The sequence below is a fragment of the Spiroplasma sp. DGKH1 genome, assembly GCF_040940205.1.
In the GTDB taxonomy this organism is placed as follows: domain Bacteria; phylum Bacillota_I; class Bacilli_A; order Mycoplasmatales; family Mycoplasmataceae; genus Spiroplasma.
This window is the reverse complement of sequence record NZ_JASTWG010000004.1, coordinates 1-13,650: the sequence shown is the minus strand read 5'-3', so window position 1 is coordinate 13,650 and position 13,650 is coordinate 1. Positions and strand designations below refer to the sequence as shown.

General features: G+C 30.0%; 12 protein-coding genes. 3 read left to right on the top strand and 9 right to left on the bottom strand.

What is annotated here, in order from left to right:
* Position 1 precedes the first annotated feature (1 nt).
* Both QPK10_RS03670 and sufC read right to left on the bottom strand, forming a co-directional pair.
* Positions 2-835 carry a SufD family Fe-S cluster assembly protein gene (locus QPK10_RS03670; RefSeq protein ID WP_368486677.1) on the bottom strand — a complete coding sequence of 278 codons (834 nt, stop codon included), beginning with the start codon at positions 833-835 and terminating at the stop codon, positions 2-4.
* On the bottom strand, positions 835-1,650 hold the full coding sequence (gene sufC, locus QPK10_RS03665; RefSeq protein WP_368486675.1) for a Fe-S cluster assembly ATPase SufC: 816 nt from the start codon (positions 1,648-1,650) through the stop codon (positions 835-837). Before sufC ends, QPK10_RS03670 begins: the two co-directional genes overlap by 1 nt.
* 186 nt (positions 1,651-1,836) lie before the next feature.
* Here sufC and QPK10_RS03660 point away from each other — a divergent pair, with 186 nt between their 5' ends.
* The 3 genes from QPK10_RS03660 to QPK10_RS03650 all read left to right on the top strand — a co-directional run bounded on the left by QPK10_RS03660 (position 1,837) and on the right by QPK10_RS03650 (position 6,230).
* Complete coding sequence (locus tag QPK10_RS03660) at positions 1,837-4,002, top strand: Vmc-like lipoprotein signal peptide domain-containing protein (protein ID WP_368486674.1); 2,166 nt, start codon at positions 1,837-1,839, stop codon at positions 4,000-4,002.
* 18 nt (positions 4,003-4,020) lie between these two features.
* A complete protein-coding gene (locus tag QPK10_RS03655; RefSeq protein WP_368486673.1) occupies positions 4,021-5,733 on the top strand; it encodes a lipoprotein in 1,713 nt (570 codons plus the stop codon).
* Between the two features lie 83 nt (positions 5,734-5,816).
* The gene (locus tag QPK10_RS03650; RefSeq protein ID WP_047791896.1) at positions 5,817-6,230 is read left to right on the top strand and encodes an HIT family protein; all 414 of its coding nucleotides are present in this window, start codon (positions 5,817-5,819) and stop codon (positions 6,228-6,230) included.
* A 31-nt stretch (positions 6,231-6,261) separates the two neighbouring features.
* Here QPK10_RS03650 and QPK10_RS03645 read toward each other — a convergent pair whose 3' ends face one another.
* The 7 genes from QPK10_RS03645 to QPK10_RS03615 all read right to left on the bottom strand — a co-directional run bounded on the left by QPK10_RS03645 (position 6,262) and on the right by QPK10_RS03615 (position 13,450).
* The gene (locus tag QPK10_RS03645; protein WP_368486672.1) at positions 6,262-6,753 is read right to left on the bottom strand and encodes a hypothetical protein; all 492 of its coding nucleotides are present in this window, start codon (positions 6,751-6,753) and stop codon (positions 6,262-6,264) included.
* Between the two features lie 410 nt (positions 6,754-7,163).
* Positions 7,164-7,664: a thiol peroxidase gene (tpx, locus tag QPK10_RS03640; protein WP_368486671.1), complete on the bottom strand. Its 501-nt coding sequence runs from the start codon at positions 7,662-7,664 to the stop codon at positions 7,164-7,166.
* Positions 7,665-7,667: 3 nt separating this feature from the next.
* Positions 7,668-8,177, bottom strand: coding sequence for a 4Fe-4S single cluster domain-containing protein (locus QPK10_RS03635; protein WP_236682187.1), 510 nt, complete (start codon positions 8,175-8,177; stop codon positions 7,668-7,670).
* 80 nt (positions 8,178-8,257) lie between these two features.
* Positions 8,258-10,084, bottom strand: coding sequence for an AAA family ATPase (locus QPK10_RS03630; RefSeq protein WP_368486670.1), 1,827 nt, complete (start codon positions 10,082-10,084; stop codon positions 8,258-8,260).
* 162 nt (positions 10,085-10,246) lie between these two features.
* A complete protein-coding gene (locus QPK10_RS03625) occupies positions 10,247-11,368 on the bottom strand; it encodes a spiralin repeat-containing protein (RefSeq protein WP_368486669.1) in 1,122 nt (373 codons plus the stop codon).
* 164 nt (positions 11,369-11,532) lie between these two features.
* A complete protein-coding gene (gene nagA, locus QPK10_RS03620; protein WP_368486668.1) occupies positions 11,533-12,678 on the bottom strand; it encodes an N-acetylglucosamine-6-phosphate deacetylase in 1,146 nt (381 codons plus the stop codon).
* 19 nt (positions 12,679-12,697) lie between these two features.
* Positions 12,698-13,450, bottom strand: coding sequence for a DeoR/GlpR family DNA-binding transcription regulator (locus QPK10_RS03615; RefSeq protein ID WP_368486667.1), 753 nt, complete (start codon positions 13,448-13,450; stop codon positions 12,698-12,700).
* Between the last annotated feature and the right edge of the window lie 200 nt (positions 13,451-13,650).

Here is a 13,650-nt window from a genome sequence, read left to right as displayed (position 1 = left end):
CTTACTCTCCAATTTCCCGATCAATTTCGTTAATAATTTCAGTTTGAATTTTTTCATCATCAATTGCTTCAACTACATGTTTAAAATATCCCATACAAATTAATTTACGTGCTTGGTTGACTGTTAGTCCCCGGGCTTGCAAATAAAAAACTTGTTCAGGGTCTAGCATCCCTAATGCATTGGCATGGCTAGCTTTAATATCATTTTCATCAATTAGTAAAATCGGATCGGAAATTGCCCGCGAAGTTTTATCAAAGACTAATAAGCGTAATTCTTGATGCGCTTCTGATTTAACCATCGTTTTTTCAATATGACTAGTACACTTAACTGTTTGTAATGAAGCATCTTTTGCAATTGAATAAGTTTTAATTTCACTAAACGTTTGCGGTGCTTGATGATGGGCATAAATAATTTCATTTTTTTGTTTATCACTAGTTGATAAACTTGCTAAATAATAAATTACTTTACTTCTTTTTTCTAATAAATTAAAAGTAACATTTTCGTTGATATTACTATCTACAATATTTAAATGGTATAAATTTAAAGTACTATTTGCCAAAACATTATATTCTAAATTAATATTTTGGTGGTTATCTTTATTTTTGTAAATATTAACAATATTAACATTAGTATTATTAGCAATATTGAATTTAAGATTGACAGTATTATTTAGATGAAGAAAAACTAATAAGGTTAAGTTTTTAATATTATCAGTAATATTAAATTCAAAATTTTCCCCATCTTTAGTATTCTCAATCTTTACTGTTTGATGCTGCGAATTATCAATAATATTAAACTGATTATTAACAACCGTGTTATTTAATAAAACACTCATTATTTTGCATTTTTAGCGGCACAACCAACCGCAGTGTTCATTCGCTTTTGATCTTCATTTTTAACATTATCAATTTTTAATTCGCGCATCAATCATTCATAACCTTCCTGGTTAATTTTTTCTACTAATTGATAATCACCACTTTTAACAATCTTTCCCTTGATAATTACATGGGCATGTGTTGGTTTTACCAAGTTGAAAAAACGATCATAATGAGAAACAATTAAAGCTGCAAAATCTTTCCCAATTCTTTTATTAAGTTCTCCACTCACAACATTCAAAGCATCCACATCTAGTCCCGAATCAATTTCATCAATTAAAGCAAAACTAGGATTTAAAAGATTTAACTGTAAAATCTCGTTTTTCTTTTTTTCTCCCCCTGAAAAACCACTATTTAAATATCTTTGGATCATTGATTCTTCAATTTTTAAACTTTTAGTATTTTCATTAATTGTTTTATATAAATCTGGTAATTTAATTGGGGTTTCGCGATGAGCATTAATAATTATTTTTAAAAAATCTAAGTTTAAAACACCAGGGATTTCAACTGGTGATTGCATCGCAAAAAAGATGCCTAATTTGCTTCTTTCATCAACTGTTTTGTCCAAAATAGATTCACCATCAAATAAAATGTCACCTTGTTCAACCTTATAATTGGGATGACCCATAATAGTCGATAATAAAGTTGATTTTCCATTACCATTAGGTCCCATTAGCGCATGAATTTCGTTTTGTTTAATAACTAAATCCAACCCTTTTAAAATCATCTCACCATCAGCTGAAACATGTAAATTTTTAATTTCAATTTGCTGCATTTTTCCACCTCATTTTCCTATAATTATCAGGCTTTTTATATTAAAAATATCTCAATTTTTTTATAATAAAGTCTACTTTTATTGTACAATAAAAGTAGACTTTGTATAAAAATTAAATGTAATTCTTTACATTTTAATAAGGAAAAGTTCAGCCAAGTTAATAACTCAAGGAAGGATGGAATATTAATGAAGAAACTTTTGTCATTACTAGCTAGTTTCGTAATCACTGGGGGCCCAGTTGGAACGTTAGCAGCATGTAGTAATAAAGACAATACAAAGGATCAGCATAAAAACAGCGCCGGAAATAGTGTGTGAGCATGATTACCCGGAATTGGGGGTGGAAAAAATGTTACTTCCGCTGATGTTTGAAATGAACTAAAAGATCCGTTTACCAATATTGGGGGAGATAAATGAAGTAATGACCCTAATGAATGGGATGGAACAACTAGAATTAAAATGGCCGTACAATTAATGCAAATTCTAAGTGTTTCAATCTTAGCTAATAGTAATAAATTAGTTGATAGTGGACAGAGTGAAAAAATGCCTGATGTTGCTGACTACCAAGATTTACAAGTAATTTTAAGTCAACAATGAAAATTATTAGTTTCTAACACCAATCAACAAGTTGAAAATAAAAAACAATCATTTAAAAACGACTACCAAAAAAAATGAGAAGATGAATATCATAAATGGTTAGATAAAAACTATCCAGATATTACTGGTGCTTCTGGTTCAAAGAAATATGAAATTGAAGAAAACAATTATAAAGCAGCAATTATGGCAACTGGGGCTGATAACGGTACAAGTGCTACAACAATGTTAACTAACGTATTATTAAACAATAATATGCGTAGTTACCAATCAAGTAGTAACCAAATCTTAACTAATTATTTATATAATTTTTATGATTTTACCATAGTTCAAAAAAAATCACCTGATGATTGAAATAAAGATAATATTAGTGCCCGCCGTGATTTAGCAGTAGCATTCCAATGAAATTATACAACCAATGCATGAAAATTTAATTACCCAGATTTTGATATTTCAGCAACCTTAAAAAATATTGCCACCGATTTGGAAAGCAAAACACCTGAACAATATCTTAATGACCATCGAATGGTAGACGCCCCTATTTTTGATGGAACAACCAATGATAAGTTAGGATCTTTAATGTTAAACTCAAACATTTACCAAGCTGGACAATTATCATTATTCCAAAAATATTCTTTAGAACGTTGATTTACTAATCAAAAACCATTAGCAATTTCACAAGTTACTTATGCTTTTAAAGATGCAGCCAATGCCTTTAAAGATGGTATTACTAGTGATGATTTTGATAAGGGTGTGTTAGCAAACATTACTACTGATCTTGGCAAATTAGCTGGAAGTTCTCCTGAGGATTGAGAAACTTTCTACCGTAATAATAACGGGACTGCTGCTAGTTCAAAAAGTTTATTAACCCTAAATAATGGTGATGATATTTTTAAATCAAATGTTGTAAAAGCAAATATTTACGGTAATGTTGGTAATACTACATATGATGCTCTTCCAGCAGATGCTGATGCTGCAATTAAAACATTAAGCCGTAATTCTAGTGATACTGCAACTCATATGAGCCAAGTTTGAAAAATTGGTCAAGTTAGTGATGGTTCAGGGCTAAAAGATGATTCAGTAATTGCCTTCATTGATACTGATGGTTTACATATTGTTCACATTGATGGTGGCCAATACTTAGATCCAACCACAACAGATGATTACAATAACTATACTAATAATTGACAATTTGACTCATTAAGTTATGCCCACAATACTTTTGAAGCAGCTAGTCATAACAAAACAGATGATGTTAGTGTTAATAGTAAAATGAACACTCAATTTAAAAATGCTAAATATTTACAATATTTAGTTAACCAAAGTAATGCTAATACCATTGCTGGTAGTCGTACAACATTTAATGTCTTAGATGAAGTTAAAAAATATGCCAAATTAGATTCTTCAACGGATGGAACAACAAGTAATTTATGATGATTCTGAATCTTTGATTTCTTTAATAATGTTGAAAAAAATATTGTTAAGATTGCAACCCCTGATGATTGGTATAAACGTTTCTTAACTTTTAAAACACAATCAGGTAGTGAAGCAGATACCACATGGTTTACAAACGTTATTAATTCTGCGGCAAGTAATTTAACAGGATCAGCAATTGGAACCTTTATTTCAAAAGTTCAAACTGAAAATACTACAATTCAAGGATATGCAGTTGGTTGACCAGATTTAACATTTGATGTTAGTGCTATTTTAGCTAACATTACAACAACAAATGGTAAATTCTGGACAATTGCTGAATACTAAAAAGGAGGACGAAGATAAATGAAACGATTATTAAGTATCTTAGGAACAATTTCAATTTTAGCTTCAACCTCTTCTGCAGTTGTTGCTTGTAAAAGTGATAAGTTTGAACGATTTGATACCCCCGCAATTGCCGATGAAATTAAAAAATGAATTATTGCTGAAATTAATGGTAACGCTGACTATGTCCAATATTCTTTCAACCAAATTTTTAACAGTGCTGACTTAAAAACATTAGCAATTCGCTTATTAGATTCTAATATTTCAAAATTCTATTACTCAGCAGAAGAGGCAACTCGTGCGCGTTATACCGGCGTTACAATCGATACTTCGCAACCAGATAACATTATTGCTCGTCAAATTGTTAACTTTGTTAAACAAGTTGCCCTTGATAAACTCTATACTGAATATTTAGCTGGAATTAGTAATAACTCACCTTTAGAATATAAAATGGCTAGTCAAGGGTATGCCCCTGATTACCAAACTGATAATTGATTTGTTTTAGGAGTTAAATCATACTTCTATGACAAAGCTGGTAGTGGTGGAGGTGATTTTCTCCTTGCCGATTATGCTAAATCACGAACTGAGTTAGAAAAAAATGCTGGTTATAAATTTAAGATTGACCAAAAATTAGACCAATCTAGCTATGATGATTTTAATAAATTAAGTGAAGATGCTAAAAAAGTGGCCTTAAAAGTTCGTTTTAATGACTATTATAACCATGTTGAAATTCCAAGCGTTGTTGACCAAATTTTAGCTACAACCTATTTACACCAAAACCAAATTCGTAAATACGGAGCCGGAAATGATTCCCATTTATATATTAATAAAAACGGGGCCCTATTCAATAATATCCAATCATGAGAAGATAATCCTTCTTCCCGTACGACATGAAAATCTTACATTAAGATGGTGTGAGAAGTTAAAATGTCCAAAACTGAATTAGAGAAAAAATTCCCTTATTCAACAATTAAAGCTATTAATGATGCCGCAAACGGAACTAACAAAAAAGCAATTATTGATTTATTGCAAAAAGACTTTGCAGTTGATCCGGCCGCTCCTGATACTACTAACCAAATTAAAGACGGAATTGACCCAATCTTTAATGTTCCGGGCTTTAAAGGATTTGTTGGATTCAAGAAAAGTGATAATTCAATTTTTACAACTATTAACAATGCTGACTTATATAAAAACAATTTAGGAAATGTCCTGACCGCTGGAATTATGCGAGCTAATAACGGACCAACTGACCAAGTTTCAACATATGAATTTGTTGATGCCAACAAACGGAATGCTTCATTAGTCTTTGTATTACCAATTTATACAATTGATTTAATGAATAATATGACTTTAAATTATCAAGATAAACCAATTACTGATGCTAATAAATTAGAAATGAAATTTTACGGTTCTGGCGGACAGCCAACCGACTTAAATGCTAATTGGTTAGTCCAAGGATTATCAGTTAAATGGTTATATAATAGTGATGGTTATCTAGGTTCATATGATAACACCGGAGCTCCTTTATATAATCCTGATGGTTCCCCAACAAGTGTTGATAATTATAAAGGTAATATTCTGAAATGAATTGAATATACCATGGCCCAAAATACTGATTTACAAAAATCAGGGAAAACAAGATTATATTCATTAGCCTTTAATTATGATCCTAAAAACATCTATTCACAAACTTTATATGATGCGATTGGAACATACATTATTAGTCGTGATTAAGAAAGAAAAAGTCATCCGAAAAGATGGCTTTTTGCTTTTTTTGTTATAATATAATTATGGAGTAAGCAAGGAGGCACATAAAAATGTTAAAAAAAGATTGTTTGTTCTGCCGAATTATTAACGGGGAGGTACCTAGTAGTAAAGTTTATGAAAATGAATATGTTTATGCATTTTTAGACATTTTTCCCAATAGCGATGGTCATACTTTGGTAATCCCCAAATCACATTCAGATTACTTTAGCGACACCGAAGATTTGTATTTAGCCGAAGTTGCCAAGGCTTCAAAATTAATTGCTAATCGTATTTATGACACTTTAAAACCAAAAGGAATTAACTATATTATTAATGAAAAAGAAGAAGCTTTTCAACAAGTTTTCCATTATCATATGCATGTGATTCCCAAGTATCATCGCCAGGAAGGATATAATTTCAATATTAATCCTAATGATGATTTAACTAGTTTAGATGAAATTAAAAATAAAATTGCTATTAAATAAAAAAAACAATTCAGGGGAGGAATTGTTTTTTTTATTTTTCATTAACTATTAATTTATTATTATACAAGTAGTTTAGTTTATATTTTTTAATACCAGTTCTTAAATTTTCTAACTCTAATTTTAATTGTTTTCACATCAGAAAACTACCTAAAAAATTATGAAGATAATGTAATTTAATATTGTTATTAATAAGGTTAAATTGTTTTGAAATCTTAATATTTAAATCATCGCAAACTGCTTGGGGAGAACGTTTTTGTTGATAATGTTTTAAAGATAAGTAACAATATTCATCAATCAAAGTTATAATACTATTATTTAAAGATTCTTCTCGTTTGTTAAGAACAGTTAAATAACGATCAACAAGGGTATTTTTAATTTTAGTGGGTTTTATTTTTTTTAGGGAATACAATTCAATTTTTAAGGACATTAAAGGGTTAATATGATTATAAGCGGATTCAATTTCAATAACTTGATTGATTTCAGTTATTATTTGATAAAATAAATTGTTATCTGGGTGTATCACTAGTTCTTATTCGCTCCATTCTTATTAGGCTTAAAATTAGATAATTGATAAAAACTCAAAATTAAAAATTATTTATTAAAAAAATAAACAACTTAATAATTTAGATTACACAAATGCACCTCAATAGAAATATAAAATATTTCGTGTTGACTTACTGGCGTGTATTTTTATAATACTTAATATATTTATAATTTTTCACGGGTAAACATTAGTGGATATTCGTAATAGTTAATATTTAATAATAGTTTTTTCGTTTCATTAAAATTATAATAAGGTAATAATTTATTCTCTTCTCCACATAATATTTTACTAAAATTATAAATTCTTACAATTGTCAAAACCCAAATTAAATTATTAATTACAAACAAAAAAAATGTTAAAAATAAAAAGTATTATTATAAATAATACTTTTAGGCATGGTTTTTTAAGAATTCATATACTTTGTTATAATCTGGCTCGTTACCAACCGGGTTAACAACCTCAATGTATTGAACAATATTATCTTTATCTAAAATTAATACTGCTCGGGGTAAGATTTGCGTTGCATTAAAGACTAACCCTGTTTTGTTCCCAAAATCACGATAATTATAATCTGATACTAAACAGTGATCTTTATCACGGAATGATTCACAACTTCTTTCTTGAGCAAATGGTAAGTCCCGTGAAATTGTAATTAATCGGGCGTGGGGATAATCTTTGATATCCTTATTAAATTTTACTGTTTGCGTATAACAAACACTTGTGTCAATACTTGGAATAACAGAAATTACTTTGTAGTCACTTTTTACATCGTTAATATTAAAATCTGTCATATCACCATTTGTTGCTTTGAATTCTAATTTGTCACCAACTTTAATAATATCTTGTTTAATGTGGTCAAACACATTACCTTCTAATTTGAATGCTCCCATTGGCTATTCCTCCTCTATATTATCATTTACTAAGTGCGCGCCATCACCATTAATAATTAAACTATTTTCCTGAACAGTGAATTCGGCTTCAATAATATTTTGTTCAAAATAATTATCATCTGCATAAACCGGCGATAATTTTAACACCCGTTGGTTAGTTGAACCAATTAATCTTCTTTTTTTATCTAGTTTATTAATTAAAAATGGTCCATCAATTAAAATATCCACAAATTCCAAAATCGCCGGGTATTTTTTTTGTAAAACTTCATAGACATAACCAGAAAAAATAATTACTGTTAAGTTATGAGCTTTACACAATTGCACTAATTCTAATAAGGCACGGGGTTGAATAAATGGTTCACCACCAAGAATGGTAATTCCTTCAATATTGAATCTAATTTTAGCATCAAGAACTGCTTTAAACAATTCCTTTACTTCCATTACATTTTTATTAATCAAGGGAATCATTTCTTGATTGCTACACCCCTTACAATTAAGAATGCATCCTTGCATTCATAATGCAAATCTGTTGCCGGGACCTTCAATGGTAGTGAATGAAACAAAGCGATTAAAATTAATAAGATTTTTAGGCATTAATTTTTAATTGTGTAGTTAATTACTGATCCTTGGGGTTCAGCAATAATTGTTTGGTTTACTCGAAAATTCGCTTGGTTAGTAAAAATAAATTCACTCAAACCATCAACAATATGTTTTTCAATACTGTTTAATAAATCCCGGCCACCTTTTTTATCATCAGCATCACTCATAATAATGGTTAAGATTTTTTCTAATTCTCCAAATTCTAAATTAACTTTATATTTTTCTTTAACAGCTAACTGTATTGGTTTTAATTTGTGGGCAATTAATTTTGCTTTGAAAGCAGTATCTTTAATAAAGTTAAACGGAACAATGTTATTTCCAATTCTTCCTAATAATTCTGGCCGTTTCAATTCGGTGCGAAAATGATCAGAAACCTTTTGAATAAACTCTTTTTGAATCTGATCAAATGGTTGGTGGTCATCAACTTCACTAGCTCCAATATTAGAAGTAAAAATTATAAACGAATCAGAAAAACTAACAGTTTGCCCTTTATTATCCGTTAACCGCCCATCTTCTAAAATTTGTAAAAATTTATCTAAAATCCGGGGGTGGGCTTTTTCAATTTCATCAAATAAAAGAACACTAAATGGTTTTTCTTTGATGGCATTTGTTAATTGCCCTCCTTCTTCATAACCAACATAACCGGGAGGAGCTCCAATTAGTTTTTGGTCACTGGCCTCCTGGTTATATTCTGACATGTCGAAACGAATACAATTTTTTTCATCCCCAAAGAGAAATTTTGCTAACGCTTTGGCTAATTCTGTTTTCCCAACTCCGGTTGGCCCAACAAAGAATAATGTTCCCTTCGGTTTAGTTCGCTTCGCTGAATACTGCACACCCGATAAACCGGTAAATGCTTTATAAACAACTTTTTTAACTTTTTCAATGGCGTGGTCCTGACCAATAACTCTTTTCCGTAGTTCATCTTCAATGGTTGCTAACTTTTGATAATTCATTTCTTCTCATGGTGAAACTTTATCCCCATATTGATAAGAATTTAATAACTTTTCAAATGGCAACCGCTCATTGATATTATTTGAGTATTTAATCAGTTGGTAAACTTCTTTCAGAGTTCACCCTTCCATTGTATCGTAAATATCTTGTAATTTTAAGATATCCTGGTTTAAATCTTCACTAATTTTAAAGAAATTTTTATTAGTTAAAATAAACTTTTCCCGTTCTTCACGATTTGGTTTCGCTAATGTAATAGTGCTCACATCCGGATTATGAAGATAAAACGATGTTGGTAGTTTCCCAATATTATTTGTAATAAAAATTAATGAAGTATCAAAATCAATAATTTCTGATTGGTCAAACTTCTTATCTTTAAAAGCTTTACTTAGGGAAATTAAGTTAACCCGTTCATCTTCACTTAAACTTTGCTCATTAGAGAATAAATAATCCGAACTGTCGGCAATAAAAGCAACTTTTTTAGGATTATTCCCGAGCATATTTTTCCGCACAATTGCAAAAAATTCTGCTAAAGAAGTAAATTGTCCTGTTTGTTGATTTGTTTGTTCATTTTGATTATTAATTAATTCTTTACCAAACTCATAGGCTTCACCTTCTTGCGAATGGTCCTTTTTCTCATCTTCAACTAATGTTAAACTTTTCACATTACCCCCGGTTAACCCATCAATGCGATCCCAAGTAAAAATATCATGAAAACCTTTTTCTTTTAGCAATGTTTTAATCCGTTCTTTTAAACTAACATAGCCATTATTATTTTCATAAATGTCATTGATATTTCCTTCGACAATAATACAACGCTTGATTCCAATTTGGTTTTTTAATTTATCCAAGTTATTTTTAACACTCATATTGTTCCCCCTTCATATGCTTGTTACTAATGATCACTATTAATTATAAATGTTTTTAACAGAGAATACTATTAAATCTGATTTAGTTTTCTGATTATTATAATCTTTCCAAAAATAAAAAATAAACTCTGTTTAACAGAGTTCATTTTTCTTTTTAAATTCCTAGTTAGTACTTTTAATGATGACACTAACTTTAGCTGTTCCCACCGCGGCGTTATGTCCAGTTAATGTTAAATTTAAAGTAACTGTTTTCCCATTTGTTAAATCAACATAGGGAAGATCTGATCAACCTGAATGGTGAAAATAGGTATTGCCAGTTTTAACTGTCTCAAAATTAGTTATTACATAACTAACATCATAGCTTGTTAAGGTTGAATCAAGATTTTGCACAGCTTTTAAAACAAGACTATCTAAACTTGTTAGAATATCTGATTCAAAAATATATTCAAAATTACCCCCACTTTGAACTGCCGCAACCGCCACTGGATTATCGCTAATTTTATTAATTGAACTAATATCAACTGCTTGTTTAATTCCCATTATTTTAATTCTAAATTGAAAACTACCTTCAATAATTTTTGAATTAGGTTGGGCCTGGACTGTTACGGTAATATCCTGAGCAGTCTGAAAATCACCAGTTGGACCATCATTAGTTAAAATAAAATCCTTAACTTTAAAACCTGTTCTCTTTGCTTCTGGAAGTTGGGTGCGAATAAAACCTCAAATTTGAGCTTTGAATGTTAGATTATTATTAATTGTATTTAATTCATCTTGTGTTACACTGGCAGGATTTTTAACTTGAATGTTTAATACTGGATTTTTGGGTTGAAAAGTTAGCACGGAAATATTAATTCTTCCGGCAATTGCAATAATTTGAATTGTTACAGTTGTTTTACCCATAATAATTTTAGATTGGGATTGGGCATTAATGGTAATGGCAATTGGGTGAGCTTGTTCATAATTCCCCGCTTTGGCATTATTAGTAATATTAAAGTCAGATTTAGTTATTTTATTACCGCCTTTAAGATTATTATTAATTTGGGTTGTAACATATTCTAATAAGGTATCATTAAAATTAATGGCGTTTAATTCATCGGATGTAACATTTTTTTCATCATTAACAGTAATTGCTAACGAATTGGCCATGCTTGGAATTTTAATTTCACTAAGATTAGTTTTGGTATTATCATTTGGTTGGCTACTTTTGTTATGACAGGCAACAACAGAACTTGCACCGGTTGCTGTTAAACTAATGGCCCCTAAGATACTTAAAAGTTTTTTCATTACTTAATTTCCTTCTTTCTTTGGTAAGTAAATTTAGTTAATCAATTTTAATAATTTTTATCTTATATTCTGTCCCTTATTTTTAATTTTAACATATTAATTTCCTGAAGATAGTAAAATTACAAATTAAAAACTATCTTTGGTAGATAGTTTCTAAGAAGTTATTAAAGATTATTATAAGCAATTTCACCTTCGGAAATGGTCATCTTAACATTTAAATCATTATCGACCACCACCAGGTCTGCCAATTTATTTGGCTGAATTGACCCTGTTTGGTCATAAATTCCTAATTGTTTTGCCACATTAATACTTGTCATTTTAATTAAATCAATTAATGAACATTTAGTAAATTGATACATATTACGAACATTAAAATCATAAGTTGCTCCCGCACCGGCTAACGTTCCATTTAATAAGGTCACAGTTTGACCTTTTTTAATAACATCCAAATCCCCTAATTTATATGGGCCATCAGCTAATCCTTTGGCAATCATTGCATCTGTAATAATACACAAATGATCAGGTCCCTTAATTTTGTATGCTTCGCGGACAGTATCAGGATGATTATGAATTCCATCTGTAATTAGTTCACATAAAATCTCATCATAGAATAACCCGGCGTTTACCATCCCTGGTTTACGATGTTCATAACGACTCATACCATTATGAAGATGGGTAAAATGGTTAGCTCCCCGGCCAACTTCAGTTGTTACTTGCTCAAAACTAGCAGCGGAATGGCCCATTGAAGGAATAATTTTATTTTTAAGAAGAAAAGTTGTGAATGATCCATCTTGTAATTCAGGAGCATAAGTAACAATCCGAATGTTATTTTTTGAAGCATCAATAAATTGTTGCATTACTTTAATATCTGGTTTAATTAATAATGCTTCTTCATGCGCACCTTTAAATTCGTGTGAAATAAAAGGTCCTTCCAAGTGCGCACCAATTTGTAACGCTTTTGCCCCTTTATTATGGTTAGTCATATATTCACCGTAGACTTCCATTAATTTAGTTACTTTTTCGACCGAACCGGTAACTGTTCCTTGACAAAACTTAGTTACCCCTTCTTGAGCAATTTTTTTGGCAAACTCATCAAATCCAGTAATTGTCCCTTCTTCGAAATCATGACCATAACCACCATGAACATGACATTCAATAAATCCAGGCATAATAATTAGTCCCTGTAAGTCATAGCCCTCTTGGTTAGTTACTCCTTTATTAACTGATTTAATTAAGTTACCCTCAACGTCAATTCACCCTTTTTCAATAATTTCATTAATTAATACTATTTTTGCATTTTTTAAAATCATGTTGTAACTTCCTCTTTCCCTAATTAATTATTTTTGCTAAATACTCTGATTTAATTTCCACAACCCGATCAGTAATAATTCCATCAATATCTTTAATATTGCAGAAATGTTCATAACCCATTGAATTAAATTTTGAACTATCAGCCAGAATATATTTATATTTGGCCTTTGCTAAAATAATTGCTTCCAGGTGTGACTCACCCTCATTACTATTATAGAGATTACCATCATAATCAATATTCGTAACTGAAACAAATGTTTTATAGAATGGTTCAATTTCTAATGCCTTTTCTGCAAACGAACCAATAAAGACCCCTGAAGGTTCACGATATTTGCCACCAACAAGAATTGGTTCAATAATATAAGAATTTTTTAAAAGAATTTGGTAAACAAATCAAGAATTAGTTATCACCTTAACTTCAGTTTTAATTTGTTTAGCAAATTCCTCACAGGTTGTTCCAGCCCCTAAATAAAGAACATCCCCCTGGTTAATTAATTTCTGAGCTAGTTTAGCAATTTGTTGTTTAGCTGTGAGATTTAAATTTAACTGATTCAAATGTTTAATTGTACTATTATCCGATTTTTCATTAGTTTTAACCCCACCATAAGATAGACTAACTAAACCTTCATTCTGCAATTCTTTTAAATCTCGACGGACAGTAACATATGCGATACCTAATGATTCAACATACTCATTAATTTCCGCCATATTGTGAAATGGTTTTGCTTGTAAAAAATCTAATAACATATTTTTTCTTTCTAACTTATGCATTTTTTTACCTCTATCCTCTCTCAAACTACTTCCATCATTTTAATTATATATCAAGAAAAATTAGAAAATCAAAAAATTAGAATGATTATAAGGTTTTTTTATAAAAAATAGTGTTATGATTAATGAATATGTCAAGAAAAGTAGACATATTAAAAATAAGTTATAGGAATGATTTTCTGTATTCAACAGGACTCATTCCT